11 protein-coding genes and 4 pseudogenes are annotated in these 21,480 nt (G+C 42.4%); 13 read left to right on the top strand and 2 right to left on the bottom strand.

Annotation, left to right across the window (positions count from 1 at the left end; translation table 11 throughout):
- The 6 genes and pseudogenes from FTU54_RS13430 to FTU54_RS15395 form a co-directional block, all read left to right on the top strand.
- Positions 1 to 120 (top strand): annotated as a pseudogene (locus FTU54_RS13430) (IS30 family transposase); the annotation flags it as partial.
- A 24-nt stretch (positions 121 to 144) separates the two neighbouring features.
- On the top strand, positions 145 to 396 hold the full coding sequence (locus tag FTU54_RS13425; protein WP_180074831.1) for a hypothetical protein: 252 nt from the start codon (positions 145 to 147) through the stop codon (positions 394 to 396).
- Between the two features lie 602 nt (positions 397 to 998).
- Positions 999 to 1,939 (top strand): annotated as a pseudogene (locus tag FTU54_RS13420) (IS5 family transposase).
- A gap of 698 nt (positions 1,940 to 2,637) precedes the next feature.
- Positions 2,638 to 4,293, top strand: coding sequence for an HNH endonuclease signature motif containing protein (locus FTU54_RS13415; RefSeq protein WP_180074830.1), 1,656 nt, complete (start codon positions 2,638 to 2,640; stop codon positions 4,291 to 4,293).
- 535 nt (positions 4,294 to 4,828) lie between these two features.
- Positions 4,829 to 6,061, top strand: a complete 1,233-nt coding sequence (locus FTU54_RS13410; RefSeq protein ID WP_123785431.1) for an ATP-binding protein — start codon at positions 4,829 to 4,831, stop codon at positions 6,059 to 6,061.
- A 38-nt stretch (positions 6,062 to 6,099) separates the two neighbouring features.
- Positions 6,100 to 6,201, top strand: a pseudogene (locus FTU54_RS15395) (HNH endonuclease); the annotation flags it as partial.
- 131 nt (positions 6,202 to 6,332) lie between these two features.
- Here the strand turns inward: FTU54_RS15395 and FTU54_RS13405 are convergent.
- A complete protein-coding gene (locus tag FTU54_RS13405) occupies positions 6,333 to 6,662 on the bottom strand; it encodes a DUF4236 domain-containing protein (protein ID WP_000506885.1) in 330 nt (109 codons plus the stop codon).
- A gap of 208 nt (positions 6,663 to 6,870) precedes the next feature.
- On the opposite strand from FTU54_RS13405, the gene FTU54_RS13400 reads away from it, so the two are divergent.
- The 7 genes from FTU54_RS13400 to brxL are packed head-to-tail and all read left to right on the top strand — an operon-like array spanning position 6,871 to position 20,917.
- Positions 6,871 to 7,737, top strand: a complete 867-nt coding sequence (locus FTU54_RS13400) for a WYL domain-containing protein (RefSeq protein ID WP_180074829.1) — start codon at positions 6,871 to 6,873, stop codon at positions 7,735 to 7,737.
- Between the two features lie 10 nt (positions 7,738 to 7,747).
- Positions 7,748 to 8,359: a DUF1819 family protein gene (locus FTU54_RS13395; protein WP_004704365.1), complete on the top strand. Its 612-nt coding sequence runs from the start codon at positions 7,748 to 7,750 to the stop codon at positions 8,357 to 8,359.
- Between the two features lie 16 nt (positions 8,360 to 8,375).
- Positions 8,376 to 8,951, top strand: coding sequence for a DUF1788 domain-containing protein (locus FTU54_RS13390; RefSeq protein WP_180074828.1), 576 nt, complete (start codon positions 8,376 to 8,378; stop codon positions 8,949 to 8,951).
- Positions 8,952 to 8,991: 40 nt separating this feature from the next.
- Entirely contained in the window at positions 8,992 to 12,672 is a 3,681-nt protein-coding gene (gene brxC / locus FTU54_RS13385) for a BREX system P-loop protein BrxC (protein ID WP_180074827.1), read from the top strand.
- Positions 12,673 to 12,718: 46 nt separating this feature from the next.
- Positions 12,719 to 16,180, top strand: a complete 3,462-nt coding sequence (gene pglX, locus FTU54_RS13380) for a BREX-1 system adenine-specific DNA-methyltransferase PglX (protein ID WP_180074826.1) — start codon at positions 12,719 to 12,721, stop codon at positions 16,178 to 16,180.
- A gap of 43 nt (positions 16,181 to 16,223) precedes the next feature.
- Positions 16,224 to 18,848 (top strand): BREX-1 system phosphatase PglZ type A, encoded by a 2,625-nt coding sequence (gene pglZ, locus FTU54_RS13375; RefSeq protein WP_180074825.1) that lies wholly within the window; start codon positions 16,224 to 16,226, stop codon positions 18,846 to 18,848.
- A gap of 29 nt (positions 18,849 to 18,877) precedes the next feature.
- Entirely contained in the window at positions 18,878 to 20,917 is a 2,040-nt protein-coding gene (gene brxL / locus FTU54_RS13370) for a protease Lon-related BREX system protein BrxL (protein ID WP_180074824.1), read from the top strand.
- A 123-nt stretch (positions 20,918 to 21,040) separates the two neighbouring features.
- Here brxL and FTU54_RS13365 read toward each other — a convergent pair.
- A pseudogene (locus FTU54_RS13365) lies at positions 21,041 to 21,277 on the bottom strand (hypothetical protein); the annotation flags it as partial.
- Positions 21,278 to 21,480: the final 203 nt, after the last annotated feature.

Below are 21,480 nucleotides of genomic sequence, written 5' to 3'. Positions count from 1 at the left end.
GTTGCCATGTCACTGAATACTCGTCCTAGAAAAGCGTTAGATTGGCTTACACCATTAGAGAAGTTTGCTCAGCTTGTTGATTATCATAAGGCTTTTGAAACTGTCGCACCTCATGTTTGAATTCGCCCATCATCTGAAAATGACTTGATTGACTATCAAAGATTCTTAGATTTTATCAATAAACTTTATTCAAAAGATTCACCTAATTTTGAATCGGATAAATATGATCCGAGTGAATTTAATAATGTAAAAATCGGAGAAGTGAAAATAAAAAAATATAAAATATGGAATAAAAAAGATAATAATTTTATTCAAAAGATGCTGTTGCAAAGCGCCTTTTACAAGATGAAAGAGTGCCGAGAGTATCAAAAAAGAGTGCTCAAGGGTTCTATCTGAGGTTGAGCATATGAACGGAAATTTATCAAAAAAAATACATTGAAAACATGTGGATATAGTTTTTAATTTTACAGCTTGATTTTTCTGAGTATTGGTTTGCAGATAATCAGTTTTTTAGCGCTCAAAAATGGGGTAATTAAGGGTGAAAATCCAACCCCGGGTTTTAGGTTTTTTGAGTGTTTTTTAGCCTAAAAAACAGCATTGTTGAGACGCAAGACAATAATCACGCTACGTTAAAATTAATTGAAATATTATTGATATAAATAATACCTTTTGTTGTTAATAAAATAATAAATTAAAAGCGATTTAATATGAAATTGAGTGTTGTTTTAAATTAATTGGAGAATCAGTTTTAAATAATGTAACCCTCTATTTTGGGTTGATTTTTTGGTTTTTTAACCAAATAAAAAGTACGTTTTTTCATATTATGTTGATAATTTTTAATCAATTTTATACATTGCTGAAGATAGAAACTGTATTTAAGTTGAATTAATCTGTTTTGATGAGTTAATGCTCATAAATGAAAATTCCTTATTCTAGCCTTTAGTGGCTTTGTTGCACAAAGCTATTCTTGAGGGCTTCTTTAGCAATATAATTTCCAGATGAAGAAGCCTGCACCTAAAACTTACCGTACAACCAATTGGTCCTCGTATAACCAAGCTTTAATCAAGCGAGGAAATATTTCAATCTGGTTTGATCCTAAGACCCAATGGTATGCACAACCACAAGGCAAGCACGGACGAAATCAAACTTATTCCGATACAGCGATTCAATGCTGTTTAATGATCAAATCTCTATTCCGTCTTTCTTTACGTATGGTCACTGGCTTTGCTCAAAGCCTGATTAAACTCTGTGGCTGAGCAGCCCCGAATATCAGTGATATTCGTACTCCACCCTTTGTAGACGACAAAAGCATATTGATATTGCGATAAGCTATCAGAAAAGTCGTGATGGGTTACACCTACTCGTCGACTCTACGGGTTTAAAATTTTTAGGTGAAGGTGAATGGAAGCGTAAGAAACATCAGCCTGAATACCGTCGGCAATGGCGTAAACTGCATATTGGTATAGATGCTGAAACACTGCAAATACGTGCCGTTCAGCTTACGACAAATAATGTCAGTGATTCACAAGAACTAGGTGATTTACTGGATCAAATCCCACCAAATGAGCGAATAGATTCTGTCTATACCGATGGGGCGTACGACACGAAGTGCTGCAGACAAGTGATTTCAGATCGTCAAGCACATGCAGTAATTCCACCCAGGAAGAATGCCAAGCCCTGGAAAGATTCTAAAATCAGTTCAATAGAACGAAATGAGTTACTTCAAACGGTTAAGCATTTAGGCAGAACCCTATGGAAAAAATGGTCGGGCTATCACCGTCGCAGTTTGGTGGAAACCAAGATGCATTGCATCAAATTATTAGGAGATAAGCTGACGGCAAGACATTTTCAAAGTCAGGTCAATGAAGTTCATGCGCGTGTGGCAGTTCTGAATAGATTTACGGAATTAGGTAGACCTCACACCCAAGTTGTCACTTAAATTTGAATGGATTGGGGAAAACTCAGCTTTTGAATGTTTATGCAACAAAGCCGCCTTTAGTTAAAACTGCTAATCATAAATATTCTAAAAATAGCCTAAGCTTAATAAGTGGTTCAAAAGGGGCCCAGGCCTTTGCTTTGTCAAAATCTGATTTGCCAAGCAAAGGCCTGGGAATCCGCGAATTTGATTTTTTGTTTTAATAATCCTCAATATTTTAATTTATTGAGGTCCTTTCATAGAATTAATGAGTAAAAAAAGTCTAATTTGGTTTGACCAAAGAAAAAGATACAAATATGATAATTACGTTACAGCAAAATCTGTAATCGGGCGTGGAAACCCGCATCTCAACGTACTAAAGAGTCACTTTTAGTGGCTCTTTTGTGTCTGCATGGCAATGCTTTATGGCAGGCCAAGTAGGGCAGTCTATGACTGGCCGTTTCGTTGAGCGGTATTTCCACCCCTATTTGGTTTGCCACCATCTCGTGGAAAAGATGTTGGCAAATTTCACATTGATCAACGAGATTACAATATGAAAAATATCATCTTAAAAGTACCCATTTCTCTTAAGCTTCTTTTGTTAGCGCTGACTGGATATTGACGGTCATTTAATTCACAGCTTTAACCAAATCGAACTATATACATTTTCAAATTTCGTACTTGAGCGAAAGTAGGAAAGTGTTGCCTGGAGAAAATAAGAAATGGGTTCTACACGACTATTGACCAATATTATTCAGCGTAAAGTCATGTTGCCAGAAGAAATGTCACCTTCAATGCAGCGTGACAATTTTGAAGTTGCACTGACTGATTTTGAAAAGCATCCAATCATCAAATGTTTATTTAAGGCGGATAACCAGCGTTCTACGGAATGTTGGAGCGTGCAAGAAATTGCAAACTTTATTGAAGATTGCACAGAAGATCAAAACATCAATTTATGCATTTTGTATTGGAAAGATATACACAGCAATATTTACATTATTGATGGAGCACATCGTCTTTCCTGTATCTATGCGTGGATCAATAGATATTTTGCGGATGAGCAAGTCACTCAAGCACCTAATTTCAATGATCCACAAAAACAAGATATTCGTTACCTCCGCAATTATTTAGGAGATCTTGCTGATTTTCAAAGAATTTGCACTGATGCTGAATTTGCAGAAAAAAAGTCGAAGTTAGAAGATATTAAAATCAGTTTCAGGCAGGTACTGGGGACTCCGGAAGATGCGCGGCGGGTATTTCAATCGATTAACTCAGATACTAAACGTTTAGATAAATATGAGGAATATCACCTAAGAAATCGCGGGAGTGACGCCTATTATGCGATCTATGCCTGTTGTTATATCAATGACAATAAATCTAACTTGGAAGAGCTCCAATATACACGTTTAAATGAGCTGATTGAGTTAGGGGAGAGGATCCATCAGCTCCTTTTTTCGACCATTTTATTAGACAATGAAATGAGTCATGGCAAAAAAATTGGCTTGGTCAATGAGTTGATGAATATCATTGCTGGTGATCAGATTCATAATATTATGAGTCTGAATCAGGGGGAACGCGTTGAAAACCTGATGTCGCATCTGTTGACCATTCTTTGCAGAATAGCGACGCCTGTAAAAAATGCTGGGGTTCCGAGTTTGGGCTTACATCCATACTTATATTTTTATAAGGACCAGCGTTTTCAGATTACTTCTTTTCTTGCATGGTTTTCAATTGTGTATGAAATTCATGAAAGCCGCATGCAGATTCATCATCGAACGATTAGTTTCAAGGACTTCACCCGGGTACGCCGTAGTATTGAGTTCTTGATCGCCAATTTCCCCGTGGCGACCACCGAAACGGTCGGCAAGTTCGGCAGTGGTATCAAGGGCTATGATCGGCTACAAATTGTCTATAAAGCCTTTATTTGCTTAAGCTTGGAAATGGAGGTTGATTTTGATGATGAGAAATGCCTGAATACCTTTATTCTGTCCATGTCTAAGGCCTTCAAGTACATAAACTTTAACGAGTTCTATGTCGAAAGGTTTTTGGGTGGTTATGATGATGCAGTCGTCAAGCATGTGGTGGGATATGTGGAGTCGATTAGTCCAATTTCTCGGCCAAAGCCAAAGGCCTTTTCGGCATTAACCAAGAGTCTGCTGAAGCACAATTTTGTGGTGGGTAATCATAACTTTTGCCTCATTTGTGATGGATTGATCTATCTTGATTCTACTGAATCGGATCATCGGATTGCCAAAGCCGTAGGTGGGCAAGGCGTTCTAGAGAATGGTCTGCTGGTTCATCCCATCTGTAATAGGATGAAATCAGATCTGAGCCTGGAAGAGATTAGAGCGGATTTGTTTGGTGAATTACTGTATTGAGCAGCAGAGGGGGTAAATTAATTTTCTAAAATTTATCAATGATTTAACTTTTGATATATTCAGCCAATGTGGTTGTTTTTAATTCACTTTAGAATCACAACCAGAAACTAGCTGTAGTTTCTGAATGACCGTCAAGGTCCTTAGTTTTGCCTATAGATTCCCCCTATGGGCATTTTTTTTGATCAAAAACATGTATAGGTGACTTTAAAATAAACCTTTTAGCAATTCATACGCAATAAGGCTGATACCATTAGCACAATAAAAATGAGTTCCACTCTAGTTAACATCTTAGTTCCATTTACTTTTCACTTAATTTATATAGCAGTTAACTCGTAGCATCAATGAAATAACATAACATGGAAAATAATCAAAAAGACAGAATTTGGATTTTGATCAGATCTGCTGTTTACATGCTTCTACAGTAGCTTTGAATATTTCACTTAACCTTTAAACTTTTTCTAAAATTAAATATATTTACATATACGTTCTAAAATTTGATAGAATTTATTAAAACTTTAGATTCTAAGTGTAAACAATGCGAAGCACTAATATTCGACGTGATGGCTACTTAAAATTTCTGAATACATGGCAAGACCGTGATGTCATTAAAGTACTTTCAGGTGTGCGTCGCTCTGGAAAATCCACCTTATTGGCGATGTTTCAACAAGACCTAAAAGCACAGGGTGTACAAGCCGAAAACATCATTGCCATCAACTTCGAATTTATGGAATTTGAAGAACTCACCGATTACCGTAAACTACATGATTATGTATTATCCAAAGTTGATAAAAGTAAAAAAAACTATGTTTTTTTAGATGAAATACAACATGTTACAAATTTTGAGAAAGTAGTCGACTCTTTATATGTTCGGGATTATATCGATTTATATATTACAGGCTCAAATGCATTCTTTCTAAGTGGAGAACTTGCGACTTTACTTACAGGACGCTATATCGAGCAACACGTTCTACCTCTGTCATTCCAAGAATTTAAACAGTGGCATATTGAAAATAATCCGATCATCCAACAATTATCCAATCGTGATTTGTATGCCATGTATACGCGCAGTAGTTTCCCTTATACGCTTGCCATGACTAGCCAGCAGGAAACTTATGATTACTTGCAAGCGGTCTATGCCAGTGTAATGTTTAAAGATGTTATTCCCCGTTTGAATACTGCCGATATTAACTCTCTCGAGCGTGTCGCAAGATATTTGGCAAGCGTGACAGGCTCACCTATTTCCATCAATAAAATTAAAAATACCTTTGTTTCAAGTGGGGTTAAGATTTCATTTGAAACAGTAAAACGCTATATTCAGGGCTTACAGGACAGTTTGTTATTTTATAGTGCCGCACAGTTTAAAGTACGCGGGCGTGAGTTATTACAATCCTCTGAAAAATACTATTTAGTTGATGTCGGATTGCGCCGGATTATGTTGCCTGATGCTAATGCTGATCAAGGTCATATCTTAGAAAATGTGATTTATCTTGAGCTTGTCAGACGAGGTTATACGGTCTATGTAGGGCGGGTTGATGAATATGAAATTGATTTTGTTGCTGTCGATACTTTACAGAATTTAACTTATTATCAGGTGGCATTAGAAACGCTCAATGAGGAGACACTCAGCCGAGAGTTACGTCCATTACAGAAAATTTCTGATTCGTATCCCAAGTATTTGCTTACCTTAGACACGATAGGGACTGAAGCGAATTATAATGGTATTGTAAAAATGAGTGCTCTCGATTGGTTGCTATCTGAAAATAAGTAAAGTTGAGGGTAGACATGGATACTCTTATTTATTAATTAAAACTCAAAGACTTTTCAGCATTAACCAAGAGTGTGATCAAGCATAATTTCTGCTCCATTTGTGATGGATTGATTTACCTCGACTCGATTGAGTCAGATCATCATGATTGAGCCAGAGTCGCTTACTGAAAGTAGCGAGAATTGCGCTGGAGTTTCTGAAGGATATTAATTCCTTAGTTTGCCCATTCATCCATCTGGGCATTTTTTTTGATTAAAATACAATGCTGTTCTTGCTAAAAAATGACGGCACCCACCATAAAACACAATATTCCAAAAATAATCCAAGGCCAGATCTTTGTCTTCGGTTGTTCTAAATTCTGAGGATTATATTCCGTGTGTTCTAGCGATGTCGGTTGTGGAACACGGGTCTTTTTAGAGTAAGGCTGGTGTTTAGAGTAAGATAGTCCCGTACCTGGAATACCGACACTGGTTCGCGTACCTTTTTTCCCAATATTTAGAGAAGCACCAGGTTTGCCAATGCTGGCACTGCTGATGCCTTTATGGGTCAGATTAATTTTAAAACCCGGGAATAATTTAATACTTTTACGAAATCTAAAACCCATATTGCTCTCATTCTAAAACTTAGCTCAATTCACGCGCTATACCAGGATCCATGATCTGCTAGAGATCGTACTTTGACGGCTATCATCAGGATACTAGTATATTTTTTATCTGGTGATTGCAATACTACCTCTAAATACCGTCAAAAATGTTTACTGTATATTTGCTGTAGGGTAATCTTAAAGCTGCTATTTATTGACTGATTGGTATATGACGACAGATAAGCATGAAGTGCTGCTACGAATGCGAGCGATCGAGCTCCTTGCATACTGGGAAGGTCGTTTGGTTACCAATCGTTTAATGAGCTGGTTTGGGCTCAGTCGACAGCAGGCTTCTGCGGATATCAAGCGTTACAATACGCTGTATAACCCAGATGCCTTGGTCCATGATCCCTCCGTAAAAGGCTATGTGCCTAAAGCCACGTTTCAACCGGTGCTGACTACCGTACATATCAATGAATATCTCAATATGCTCTCGGGCTTGGTTAGTGAATCGCATGCGCTGATTGCGATGCCAGAACCGAATCTTGCAGCAGTTCAATTACCTGATCGCAGTGTACGTCCTGAAGTGATTCGGGAAGTTTTGCGTGCCTGCCGCAACCAAAACACTTTAAAAATGATTTATGCCTCGATGCAGAATCCGCAGTGGCATGAACGCATGATTTCCCCACATACCCTGGTGTATACCGGTTTTCGCTGGCATGTCCGTGCCTATTGCCATCAGAGCAAGCAGTTTAAGGACTTTTTACTCTCCAGAATTGATCGCACACCTGTTGTGGTGGCGATTGAGTCAGTAGACCCTGCTCAGGATCAGCAATGGCATGAAGAAATTCTACTGACGCTGATCCCTAATCCAAAATTGAATGAAGCTCAAAAAGCGCTGGTCGAAAAAGACTTCGGCATGCCTGATGGCAGATTACAGATTCCGGTGAAAAAAGCCCTGGCTCACTATACCTTGCAGCGATATCAGGCCGCGATCACGCTGGCTGAGGCGGATGATGCCTTGAAATATCCCTTGGTACTACAACGCTCAGATATCGAAAAGCTGTCGTCTTACCTGTTTGATCAGGCCTCATAGGAGATTGGCCATGTTAGAACAATTTCATTATGACAGTGACCTGATTGGTGGCTCCCTGATGGTGCGTGAAAGCCGGCTGATCGCTGATCTGTTATTACGAGAAGCGACTCCAGAACAATGGCATCAGGCAATTCAGATTGACAATATTCTGCAAAAAAGAACGCCTGCTTCAGCCCAACGTAACGCCACTGCCATTCGTAAGCGTCTTGAGCGCTTAGAGCCTGATTTCTGGAAAGCACTACGTGATGGGGATGATGAGCTGGCGACCCAGGTGGCTTTTTGTGGTGCACTGGAACGCAACCTGTTGCTGCTTGAGTTTATGGAAACGGTGATGAGGGATGCCTATATCTCTCAGGCGCAACACTTGGACAGTTATATCTGGTCAGATTTTCTGGATGAACGCTCACAACGTGATCCGGATATCTGTGATTGGAAAGAGTCCAGCAAGAAAAAAATGGGGCAGGTGGTGTTTCGCATGCTGGCAGAAGCCGGTTACTTAAAAAGTACCCGTAAGCTGGAGTTGCAGCGCGTGATCGTCAGAGCAGAGCTGCGTAGCCTGTTGGAAGAACATTATAAACAACGCATTAAAAGATCTATGGAAGTGTCGGTATGGACGCGTTAGTTGTAGAGGGGCAGCAATGAGTCAAACAATACATGAGCGTCTAAATCAGATTCCAGAGCGAATACTTTCAACCGAGTTTCTCACTGGTCAAGGATTGGGCAATGAAATTGGCTTCTGGATTTTTGATTATGCACCTGAAGATGAGTTGAAAGTGCGCGAATATCTGCATTTTCTAGACGGGATGCTGGAGAAAAAACACAGTCAGCTGAAGGTGGTGAATATTAATCTGCTACAAGCAGTGGTGGATTACCTGGCTGAGCGCAATTTCATTGATAAAGCGATCCAAATGCAAAAAGCCAAAGGCGATGAGGCACTGCTCAAGGCTCTGAAAGGTCCACTGCATATGGATAAGTTTGCGCCGTATCTGGTGAGCAAATATGCCACCAATGAGCAAGATATAGTGTTGATGACCGGGGTGGGGTCGGTTTGGCCACTATTACGTGCACATCATTTGTTAAACAGTTTGCATTCCTTGCTGGGGCATAAACCAGTCGTATTGTTTTATCCGGGGTATTACGACGGTCAGGCCATGAGTTTATTTGGAAAAATTCCAAGCAATAATTACTACAGAGCCTTCAGATTAGTGCCATAAGCACGACAAATAGCCATAAAAATTCGGGGAATTGATTGAGATGAATATTAAAGAACTTTTTTACAAGCCATTAGATCGTGCAATTAACGGGGTGGTGAAGGCAGATCAGGATGATAATGCCACGGTTTACCAGGAGCTGGATGAGTACGTGGTCACCAATGAGCTGGAAAAGCATTTTCGTGACTTTTTCCAGTCTTATGGTACAGACCTAAGCGATCCTTCGATTGCCAATCGTGTCGGCGTATGGATTTCAGGCTTCTTTGGTTCAGGTAAATCACACTTCCTGAAAACCTTGTCCTATATTCTGGCCAATAAAGTGGCACGTGACGCGGAAGGTAACGAACGCAGTGCTGCAGAATTCTTTGATGAAAGCAAAATCCGGGATGCGTTTATCCGTGCGGATATTGGCAAGGCCGTTAGCCATCATGCCGATGTCATCCTATTTAACATCGACAGTAAAGCCAGTTCCAATGATGACGGCAATCCGATTCTGAATGTGTTTTTACGCGTGTTTAACGAGTATCAGGGTTTTAGTGCTGACCATCCACATATTGCACATATGGAACGTCACCTGAGCCAGAAAGGGGTGTATGAGCGCTTTAAACAGGCTTTTGAAGAATCTAGCGGCATGTCTTGGCTAGAAGAACGTGACGGCTATCAGTTCTATCAGGATGATGTCGAAACCGCAATTTCCCAAGCCCTCAACTTATCTGCTGAAGCTGCGCATAAATGGTTTGAGGATTCTGAGCAGACCTTTAGTGTTTCGGTTGAAAACTTCTGTCAGTGGGTGAAAGAATACCTGGACAGCAAAGGACCCCAGCAACGCATGTTGTTCTTGGTCGATGAAGTGGGGCAGTTTATTGGCAGTGATACCCGCTTGATGCTGACATTACAAACCATTACTGAAAACCTAGGTACGATCTGTAAAGGCCGAGCTTGGATTATCGTCACCTCACAGGCAGACATCGATGCTGTTTTAGGTGAGATGTCTTCTTCCAAAGCCAATGACTTCTCCAAGATTGCTGGACGTTTTAAAACCCGTTTATCACTGTCCAGTTCGAATACCGATGAAGTCATCCAGAAACGTTTATTACGTAAAACCCCAGAAGCAGAAGCATTGCTCAGATCGGTGTTTGAGCAAAAGGGCGATATCTTAAAAAATCAGATTACCTTTGACCGTTCAGGCCCAACCCTCAAGAACTATGAGGGGCCAGACAGTTTTATTCATAACTATCCTTTTGCGCCGTACCATTTCCAGCTGGTACAAAAAGTATTTGAAGAAATCCGTAAAGTCGGTGCGACCGGTGCACACCTGGCCTATGGTGAACGGTCCATGCTAGATGCGTTCCAGATGGCCGCGAATGCGATTGCCACAGATGAAGTCGGTGCCCTGGTTCCTTTCCACCGCTTCTATACTTCAGTCGAAGGCTTCCTGGATACAGCAGTGAAGCGTACCATCGACCAGGCAGGGCAGAATAAGACCCTGGATGGTTTTGATGTGCAGATGTTGCGTACCCTGTTCATGATCCGCTATGTCGATATCATCAAAGGTACGCTGGATAACCTGGTGACTTTGTCGATTGAGAAAATTGATGAAGATAAGCTGGCATTGCGCAAGCGGATTGAAGAGAGCCTGCAGCGTCTGGAAAAAGAGAGCCTGATTACGAGGAATGGCGATGAGTTCCTGTTCCTGACCAATGAAGAACGCGATATCACCCGCAAAATTAAAGCCACTGACTTAGCAGCTTCAGAAGAAAATAAAGAGTTAGCCAATCTGATCTTTAAAGATTTACTGCGCGATCAGAACAAATACCGCCATCAAGCCAACAAGATGGACTATCAGATTGGTCGTTTCCTAGATAGCCATAGCCTGGATGGCAAGTATGAGAGCGATTTGAAAGTTGAAATCATTTCTCCACTGGATACGGAATATAACCTCTACACTGAAGCTTACTGTATTGGTAAAAGTACTCAGGCCGAAGGGCAGATACTGTTTAAACTGGCAGACGATAAACAGTTCTTTAATGAACTGCGCACCTGGCTGAAAACCAATAAATTCATCCGCTTAAATGATGATGGCACTCAGTCCGATATCACCCGTATTCTGGCAGACCGTGGCCGTGAGAATCAGGAGCGTAAAAAACGCCTGCGTGCCCGGGTCGAAGAAATGTTGCTGGACGCGGAAAGTTATGCCTTGGGTCAACATCTACAACTTTCATCTTCAAGTCCAACCACCAAGCTGGATGAGGCTTGTCGTTATCTGCTGGAAAACACTTATACCAAACTGAGCTATTTGCAGGTCTATCAGCAGGATGCCTGGCGTGAACTGAACGCCGTCTTGACTGTGGATGATATGGCGCAGCTCGGATTGTCTCTGGATGGCGGACAGAGCAATCCGAAAGCCCTACAGGAAGTGGAGCAGTACATTGCACTACGGGCCACTGGTACAGAGCGTATTCTGGTCTCGGATGTGGTGGATCGTTTTGCCAAACGTCCTTATGGCTGGCCGGATGCCGAGATTTTACTGCTGGTGGGTCAGCTGGCGGCAATGGGGCGGATTTCACTGCAGTTAAATGGCGGCAGCTTGCAGCTGAAAGAGGCCTTTGAGCCTTTACAAAACAGTCGCCGTCGCCGTGATGTTTCCATTATTAAAAAGCGCCAGACTGATGATCAGGTGTTGAAACAGGCACGCCAACTGACCCAAGACCTATTCTCGGCCATGGGACCAGCGACAGAAAAAGAGCTGTTTGAGTTCTATACCCAAAACTTTAAGACCTGGTTAGCCAACTTTAAGTCGTATAAGAGCAAAACCGATGTCGGGCAATTCCCTGGCAAGAAAGTCATTGAGCGGTCGATTCTGACTTTAGAACGCTTGCTGGCCAATAGCGACAGCTTCGATTTCTTTAAGGCCGTGGTTGAGAACAAGGACGACTATCTGGATCTGGAAGAAGACTACCGTGATATTCATGAGTTCTTCACTAACCAGATGCCGAGCTGGCAGCAACTGCAACAGGCCTTACGTCATTTTGAGAAAAACAAACAGGCGCTGGGCAGTGATGAGGTGGCAAAAAAAGCCCTCTCCGAATTACATCGTATTGCCACCCTTGAATCGCCCTATGGCCTGTTAAATAAAGTGGCAGAGTTGGTTCGTACAGTGGAAAGCGTCAATGAGCAATTGCTGACTGAGAAGCGCAATCAGGCGATAGAACACATTGATGACAAGATCAAGCAGTTAGAAGCCGAGATTAAAAACAGTGGCATCGCTAGCGCTGAGCTGAGTAACAAGCTACTGCGTCCGCTGCAATTGCTCAAAGCGGATATCGAAGTGGAAACTAGCCTGTCCACCATCTATATGCTGCAAACCCAGACCGCCGTCGAGCGTTTTGATGAAGCCTTGTATGAGTTGGAAAGCGAAGTTCAGGCGGAAATCCAGCGTCAGGCCAAAGCGGCACAACTGGCTCAGAGCAAAGCAGAGAGTGTAACCAACACTGCAACCACCTCCAGCCCAGCTACATCAGCACCTGCTGCGATTCCGGTACAGCCTGTGACAGCCGTAGTGCCACCGAAACCTGTTGTCGAAGTCGATGTCGCCAGCATTTACAGCAAAAGCTCAAGTAGTGTCTATCTGGAAACAGAAGAGTCAGTAGATCAGTTTGTAGACGCACTCAAAGCTGAATTGAAAAAAATTGTGGGTGATAAAAAGCGTGTGCGTATTCGCTAACTTGGGTTAGGGATATCGGCATCAGTCATTAATTAAAGGTTTTAACATGAATACCAGTAATATTAAAAAATACGCACCGCAAGCACGAAATGATTTTATCGCAGCCATGCGCAAGCAGGCTGCCAAATATGGCATCACCGCAGACAGCATTTTACCGGCAGAACAGAAAGGCGACTTGCTGCTGATTGGCGATCAGGTTTTTCCGCTATCCGTCATGAAACCACGTGAGAAGCTGATCAAACGCATTCAAGCAACTAGCTTTGGGCAGACGATTGATTATATCGCTTACAGTTGGTTTAACCGTCTCTGTGCCATTCGCTATATGGAATGCAAAGGCTTACTGGATCATGGCCGCCGTGTACTGAGCAGTGCAGATGGTAGTGCCGGCTTGCCCCAGATTCTGGAAGAATGTCTGGATATTGACCTACCAGGTTTAGATGCCAGCCGTGTAGCTGAGCTTAAGCTGGATGGCAATAAAGACGAAGAGCTGTATCGGGAACTGTTACTGGCTCAGTGTCATGCGTTGAATCAGGTCATGCCACTCTTGTTTGAACAGGTTTCTGATGAGTCTGAACTACTGTTACCGGATAACCTGACCAAAACCGACTCTTTGATACGTGATTTAGTGAGCAGTATTCCGGAAGAAGACTGGTCGGATGTGCAGATTATTGGCTGGCTGTATCAGTTCTATATTTCTGAAAAGAAAGACCAGGTGATTGGTAAAGTCGTCAATAGTGAAGACATTCCTGCCGCGACACAGTTATTCACCCCAAACTGGATTGTAAAATACCTGGTACAGAACAGTGTCGGTCGTTTATGGCTGATGGCACAGCCTGATAGTACGCTTGCCAGTGAATGGGAATACTATATTCAGCCAGCGGAACAAACTGATGAAGTCAATGCACAGTTAAAACAGCTGATTGATGTACGGATCAGTGAAGATGGCGATACTTTAAACCCTGAAAGCATTACGGTACTGGATCCTGCCTGTGGTTCGGGGCATATTTTGGTGGAAGCCTATGATTGCTTAAAAGCGATTTATTTAGAACGTGGTTACCGTAGCCGTGATATTCCACGTTTGATTCTGGAAAATAACCTGTACGGTATTGATATTGATACCCGTGCAGCACAGTTGGCCAGTTTTGCACTGTTAATGAAAGCGCGTGAGGATGACCGCCGTTTATTTAGCAATCCACCGAAGCTGAATATTATTGCGTTGCAAGATAGCCAACCTGAACGTTTGGATGCATTTAGTCAGGATCTGGCAAGTACTGGTATTGCACAGGCAGATTTAAGAGAATTACTGGATTTATTTGAACATGCTTCGACCTTTGGTTCTTTAATTCAGGTGCCTGAAGAATTAGCCCAAAATCTAGCTGAGTTAGAAACCAAATTGAATACAGCTTTAGAGTCAGGGGATATTTTTGCACAGCAGTCAGCACAAGAACTGTTACCGCTCGTTCAGCAAGCCATGTTATTGGCCAAACAATATGATGCTGTGATTGCAAATCCGCCGTATATGGGGGGGAACGGTATGAATACAGCACTTAAAGATTTTGCCAAAAAACAATTCCCAGATAGCAAGTCAGACCTATTTGCCATGTTTATAGAACGTGGTTTTGTATGGTGTAAGGACAGTGGCTTTAACAGCATGGTGACCATGCAAAGCTGGATGTTCTTATCGTCTTATGAAGTGATGCGTGAAAAGCTACTTTCTAATAATTCTCTTGTAAGCCTAATTCAATTACCTTATGACGGCAAAGGTCCAACAGCTATGGGAATTAGCTTTGGTATTTCTGTTTCTATTCTTCAGAAAAATAAAATTAATGGATTAATTGGGGATTTTGATTGCTTTAGGTATTTTGAACTCACAGAAGATGGCATCCCAAAACAATTCCCTAGTCTAAATGAACGTAATGTAAAAACGAAACCTGATGACTTTAAGAAAATTCCAGGAAGTCCTGTTGCTTATTGGGTGAGTGATAAGGTACGAGAAATATTTGTTAATGCTGAATCAATTAATGAACTAGCATCACCTAAACAAGGTTCAACTATAGGCGATAATGAACGTTTTTTAAGAAGATGGTCTGAAATAAGCTTCCCTTTTGCTAAAAGATGGAAGCCTTCTATAAAAGGCGGTGATTTTAGACGTTGGTATGGAAATAATTCATATGTAGTGCATTGGGGAGATAATGGTAATGAAATAAAGTCAACTGGTAGAGCTACCATTAGGAATGGCTATTATCTATTCAAAGCAGGAATTGAATGGAGTCGCATATCTAGTGCGCAATCATCTTTTCGAATCTTGCAAGAAGGTTTTTTCCATGAAAGTGCAAGTGGTGTAGCCTTTCCTCAAGAAAAAGATATTTTTTCAATTTTACTTTTTTTAAATACTCAAATTGCTAAATATTTTCTTGCCCTATTGAATCCAACAATGACTTTTCAGTCAGGTGATATAGCAAGACTACCTTTTATTAAAGGAAGTGATAATAAAATTGGTAAAAGTCTGGTAGCAATTTCAAAAAATGATTGGGATTCTTACGAAATCTCATGGGACTTCAGTGATAATCCAATTATTCGTACAAAACAGCCAAATTTAGGGCAAGCATTTAACACCTGGCAACAGCAAAATGCTGACGCTGTCGCTGAAATGAAACGTCTGGAAGAAGAAAACAATAAGCTGTTTATTGAGGCTTATGGTTTACAGGATGAACTCACCCCTGATGTACCAGATGAACAGATCACTTTAACCCGTGCCGACCGTGAAAAAGACAGCCAGCGTTTAGTGTCTTATGCAATTGGTTGCATTATGGGTCGATATAGCTTGGACGAACCAGGTCTGATCTATGCTCATGCAGGTAATCAAGACTTTGATGCCAGCCGTTATCAAACATTCCCGGCAGATGCTGACGGTATTATTCCATTGACCGAAATGCACTGGTTTGAAGATGATGCAACGCACCGTATTCGAGAGTTCTTAACTGCCGTTTGGGGGAAAGAGACACTGGATGCCAATATGCAATGGCTGGCAGAAAGCTTGGATAAAAAAGCTAGTGAAACAGCAGAAGATACCATTCGCCGTTACCTAGCCAGCAAGTTCTATAAAGACCATATGCAGACCTATAAAAAGCGTCCGATTTACTGGTTATTCAGTAGTGGTAAACAAGGTGCTTTCCAGGCGTTGGTGTACTTGCACCGCTATAACGAGAGTACTTTGGCACGTATGCGTACCGAATACGTGATGCCACTGATTTCAAAAATGACAGCGATGGTTAACTCTTTGCAAAGTGAAATCGAAAACAGTGATTCTGCAGCTGAAATCAAACGTAAAGAAAAAGAACTACAAAACTTGCATAAGCAACAGGCTGAACTGAGTAGCTTTGAAGAAAAACTGCGCCATTATGCCGATCAGCGTATTTCACTGGATCTAGATGATGGGGTGAAAGTGAACTATGGCAAGTTTGGGGACTTGTTGGCTGAAGTCAAAGCAGTGACGGGGGAAAAGTGATGAATAGCTTTTCTTGCGAACGAGATCATGCAGAGGTGTTTGCATGAACTTAAATCAACTTCAGCAAGGCCTAGAACAAGCCTTTTATACTGAACAGCACCGAATTGTCTTTTGGTATGATGCAGAACAGTCATTTACTGAAGAAATCAAAGCCCTAGAGCTAAATGATGTCCAGATTCTGAATATGGCAGAAGAATCCAGCCTTGCGATTAAGCTTAAACTGGAACTTGAGGATCAGCAGGGTAAATACTTGCTGTATTTCCCAAGTGCTGAGCCTGAAACTGAAAAAGACTGGTTACTGGACATCAAGCTGTATTCACGCAGCTTCTATGCCGATCGTTTCTCGATTATTTTTAATGAGCTGGGTTTACAGCAGCAGAGTCTAAGAGAACATCTGGCCAAACGTGAAGAATTCCTTAAAGCCAAAGCCCGTCTGAGTACATTGAAACGCTATATCCAGCCTGATGCAGATGCACAGGATCTGGATATGGCCATGATTGCAGCTGTGGTCAAGGCTGACAGTGCCGAACTTATGCATATTGTCCTGGCGTTGGCAGATGAAATGGTACAGCAGAACCTGGCTCTGGAAGTCAATCCAGAATCCTTTGCTGAACTGGAAAAATTCCAACTGGTGCCAGCTTTAGTCACCGCATTACATGCCGAAATTGGTTATCCAGCATCGGTTGAAGAATTGAATGGGGAAGCACCATTCAAGCTCGGTACGTTCTTTATCCGTTTGATGAGCACAGGTTTTTGTGAAAGCCTGGGCGATATACCGCTATGGGCTCAGGAACTGGTGATGTCATCTGTCAGTTCACGTGCGACGGCTAGAGCCTTCTTGTCGCGCTGGAGAGACAGTTCCAAATACTACCCAACCTTCGATACACTCTCCCAGAGCGTGGCCAATGCACTGCGGATCCAAGAAAAGGTCGGGGCTTTTGATCTGGAGCAGTTGCTCGATGTCATGACCTTTGAAGTGATTGAACAAAAGATCATTGTTGATTTGGCCAGTCATATCCCCGCAGCAGCCAAAGCTGAACTGGAACATTTCAGAACGGTTATTTCTACCCGTCTGGATGGCTATTGGGCGTCCAAACATAAGGACGATGCAACCCGCCGTAAATACCGTACCGTCTATACAGCGTTGCAGGCAGCGATTGAGCTGTTCAGTCTGCGATTGCAGTTTGATTCTGGGTTCTATTTCGACTCTAGTGAAGCCTTGTATAAAGCCTACGAGCAGGAGTTGTATCGCTTTGATATGGCCTATCGCCACTACAGTGCTGCTTCTCAACGCGCTCATGTCGATATCCTGAAAAAACTTGATGAAGAAGTCGAAAATTGCTATTCCTACTGGTTTATTGACCACTTGGCACGAAACTGGGGAGAGCGGGTTGAAGCTGAGCAACGCTTGAATGTCTGGAAAGTGGCAGATATCCCAAATCAGCAGAACTTCTACGATACCCACGTCAGACCCTTACTCAATTCTGCAACGAAACGCCGTATTGTGGTAATTATCAGTGATGCTTTCCGCTATGAAGCTGCAGTAGAGCTGCGTGATCGAATCAATGAAAAGCGTTATTCTGAAGCGACCTTGTCTTCACAGCTGGGCGTTGTCCCAAGTTACACCACACTTGGCATGGCCTCGTTGTTGCCGCATCAGACTTTGGAGTACAAAGAGGCCGCAGGGGATGATGTTTTAGTAGATGGACAATCTAGCAAAGGGACTGCAGCACGATCCAAAATTCTGGCTGCCTATAATGGATTGGCAGTAACCGCTGAAATGGTAAAAGGCTGGTCGCGTGATGAAGGCCGTGAAGCGCTGAAAGATCATGAGCTGATTTACGTTTATCACAACGTGATTGATGCACGCGGTGACAGCGCCTCGACAGAATCAGAAACCTTTATGGCTGTGGAACATGCTATTGAAGAGCTGACTGAACTCAGCCGTAAAATTTTAATGCACTTCAATATTTCCACCCTGTTGATTACAGCCGACCATGGCTTCTTGTTCCAGCAAAGTAAACTGGAATCTGCGGATCGTTCAAGCTTGACTGAAAAACCTGCCAATACATTGAAGAGCAAAAAACGCTATGTGATTGGGCATGGTTTACCAGAGAGCAAGGAAGCCTGGAAAGGCTCAACCCAAGCTACGGCAGGCACATTATCTGCGACTGATTTCTGGATTCCAAAAGGGGCGAACCGTTTCCATTTCGTAGGAGGCTCACGTTTCGTGCATGGCGGCATCATGCCTCAGGAAATTGTGGTACCGGTACTGATGGTAAAACAGCTACGTGGTGAAAAGGCTGGACAGCGGACCAAGCGTAAAGTTGAGGTCATTTCTACCAAATCCACGCTGAAGATGGTCAATAACATCCAGAAGTTTGATTTGATGCAAACTGAAGCTGTCAGTGAGCTGGTCATGCCAGTGACTTTATCCATTGCCATTTATGATGGGGATCTTAAAGTTTCCAGTGAAGAAACTTTGACTTTTGATAGCGCTACCGATTCTGTTGCCGATCGGGTCAAACAGGTCAGACTGTCATTGTCTGGCACTGATTTTGACCGTAAGAAAGATTACTTCCTGGTACTGAAGGACAAAGACCTGAATATCGAGATGCAACGCTATAAGGTCACCATTGATTTGGCATTTACCGATGACTTCTTCTGATAACGAATTAACGATAGAGCGTAGCCTACATGGAATCTGCTAACGATAAAGAACTGGATCAGCTGCTGAATGAACACTTTGCTGGGCGGGTGGTACGTAAGGATCTGACTAAACTGATCAAAGAAGGGGCCAATGTCCCGGTCTATGTACTCGAATACCTGCTAGGGATGTACTGTGCCTCGGATGATCCAGAGATCATTGAACAGGGACTACGTAACGTAAAGACGGTTCTGGCAGAGAACTATGTACGACCTGATGAAGCTGAGAAGGTGAAATCCCTGGTTCGTGAGCGTGGCAGTTATAAGGTCATTGATCGGGTGACCGTAAAGCTGAATGAGCGTAAAGACAAATACGAAGCATCATTTAGTAATCTGGGCATCAAAGATGCCGAAATCTCGGCAGGCATCGTCAAAGAGTATGAAAAATTACTTGTTGGTGGTATCTGGGTCATTGCTACGCTCAGTTATTATTTTGAAGAAGGACAGACTAGTTCTCCATTTGGCGTGAGCTTACTCAAGCCGATTCAAATGCCGAATATGAATATGGATGAACTCTTCAGTGGCAGAACAGCATTAAGCACGGATCAGTGGCGCGAGAGTTTAATCCGTTCGATCGGCATGGAACCGGCTTCGTTAAAAGAGGACGTGCAATGGCACCTATTAGCGCGTATGGTTCCGTTCGTTGAAAATAACTATAACGTTTGTGAACTGGGACCACGCGGTACCGGGAAAAGCCATATTTACAAAGAGTGTTCACCGAATAGTATTTTAGTCTCTGGTGGGCAAACGACTGTCGCCAACCTGTTCTATAACATGAGTAGCCGCCGTATTGGTCTGGTAGGCTTATGGGATGTGGTAGCTTTTGATGAAGTCGCCGGTATTTCCTTTAAGGACAAAGATGGCGTACAGATCATGAAAGACTACATGGCCTCAGGATCTTTTGCCCGTGGTCGTGAACAGATGGAAGCCTCAGCTTCGATGGTTTTTGTGGGTAATATTAACCAAAGTGTTGAATCCTTGGTGAAGACTAGCCACTTATTGGCTCCTTTTCCTGAAGCCATGATCGATTCAGCATTCTTTGATCGCTTTCATGCCTATATCCCGGGTTGGGAAATTCCGAAAATGCGCCCGGAATTCTTTACCAACCGTTATGGCTTGATCGTTGATTATCTGGCTGAGTTCTTCCGGGAAATGCGTAAGCGTAGTTTTGCGGATGCCATTGAGAAGTACTTTAAGCTAGGGAATAACCTGAATCAGCGTGATGTGATTGCCGTTCGCAAGACGGTTTCTGGATTGATGAAGCTGCTCTACCCACATGGTCAATTTAACAAAGAAGATGTACGGCAATGCCTGGAATATGCGCTGCAGGTGCGCCGTCGGGTCAAAGAACAGCTGAAAAAAATTGGGGGGATGGAATTCTATGATGTGCATTTTAGCTATATCGACAATGACACCCTAGAAGAGCATTTTGTTTCGGTAAAAGAGCAGGGTAGAGGTGGACTTATTCCCGAAGGTCCTGCTAAACCAGGCTTCCTGTATACCATTGGCCTCAGTAATAAGGGCATGCCAGGCTTATACCGCTTAGAACTTCAAGTCACTAAAGGTTCAGGAAAATTGGCGACATCTGGCTTATGGAATTCAAGTAGTGCCAAAGAACAGGTCAAGATTGCTTTTGATTACTTCAAGGCCAATGCATCCCGGATCTCGGGGGGGAGTAAGGTGCTGGAACATGATTTCCATTTACATGTGGTGGAATTACAGAATACCGGCCCGCTCAGCCATCTTGCTCTGCCAAGTTTAGTGGCTTTAGCTTCTGGCCTCTTAGGACGATCGGTTCAAAGTCAGATGGTGGTACTGGGTGATATGAGCTTGGGTGGTTCAGTGACACCGGTGGAAAGTATTGCCGAATGTCTGCAAGTTGCTTTTGATGCGGGTGCCAAGAAGGTTGCTTTGCCAATGAGTAGTGCGGCAGATATCCCAACGATTCCTGTGGAACTGTTTACCAAGTTCCAGACCAGCTTTTATTCAGATCCGGTAGATGCTGTGTTTAAGGGGCTAGGGGTGGATTAATTTCATATCTGTCTGGAAGAGTTACAGTAGATTGTTTTAAATTCAGTTTCTCAAGTTAAACACCATGTTGTAAAAGCATAATACTGCCTCTTTTAAAGAGCTAGTATTTTAGGGGGGATTACCCTTCATTTTTTCTTGATCAGATATCTGTTGTACTTTGACAGGATTTTGTTGATCTAAATATTTTTGATACCAAACACGCAATGTTTCAGGAGTACAACCGATTTTAGGATCAATAGCTGTGATTGCTGCCCAAGTAGAAGGATAATCTTTTTCAGATTCAATCAATAATTGAACCGCTCTTTCTCTGATTTCAGGGGGCAATTTTACTTTGCCATTTGTAAGGTAAAAGGGGTCAATTTTAGAATGCCGTTGACAATGTATCGCCTTTTGAGTTTGAAGCAATGTACAATGATAAGATTAACCCGTTAGGTCAGGTGGCCTAACTTAAATAAAAAGTCTCCGACAAACCCGGTACGGTTCACTATCTATTGTTATTCTTACCTGAAATTGATGTGAGCTTATAGAGACAAGGTAAATTTGCAAAAGTGCCGGCTATTCAG

Source organism: Acinetobacter sp. YH12116, from assembly GCF_013418895.1.
GTDB classification, from domain to species: Bacteria; Pseudomonadota; Gammaproteobacteria; order Pseudomonadales; family Moraxellaceae; genus Acinetobacter; species Acinetobacter indicus.
This window is presented reverse-complemented; position numbering and strand designations above follow the sequence as displayed.

Excerpts from the sequence above, each read along its gene's own strand:
- FTU54_RS13415 (WP_180074830.1), top strand. The coding sequence starts at position 2,638 with ATGGGTTCTACACGACTATTGACCAATATTATTCAGCGTAAAGTCATG.
- FTU54_RS13410 (WP_123785431.1), top strand. The coding sequence starts at position 4,829 with ATGCGAAGCACTAATATTCGACGTGATGGCTACTTAAAATTTCTGAAT.
- FTU54_RS13405 (WP_000506885.1), bottom strand. The coding sequence starts at position 6,662 with ATGGGTTTTAGATTTCGTAAAAGTATTAAATTATTCCCGGGTTTTAAA.
- FTU54_RS13400 (WP_180074829.1), top strand. The coding sequence starts at position 6,871 with ATGACGACAGATAAGCATGAAGTGCTGCTACGAATGCGAGCGATCGAG.
- FTU54_RS13395 (WP_004704365.1), top strand. The coding sequence starts at position 7,748 with ATGTTAGAACAATTTCATTATGACAGTGACCTGATTGGTGGCTCCCTG.
- FTU54_RS13390 (WP_180074828.1), top strand. The coding sequence starts at position 8,376 with ATGAGTCAAACAATACATGAGCGTCTAAATCAGATTCCAGAGCGAATA.
- brxC (WP_180074827.1), top strand. The coding sequence starts at position 8,992 with ATGAATATTAAAGAACTTTTTTACAAGCCATTAGATCGTGCAATTAAC.
- pglX (WP_180074826.1), top strand. The coding sequence starts at position 12,719 with ATGAATACCAGTAATATTAAAAAATACGCACCGCAAGCACGAAATGAT.
- pglZ (WP_180074825.1), top strand. The coding sequence starts at position 16,224 with ATGAACTTAAATCAACTTCAGCAAGGCCTAGAACAAGCCTTTTATACT.
- brxL (WP_180074824.1), top strand. The coding sequence starts at position 18,878 with ATGGAATCTGCTAACGATAAAGAACTGGATCAGCTGCTGAATGAACAC.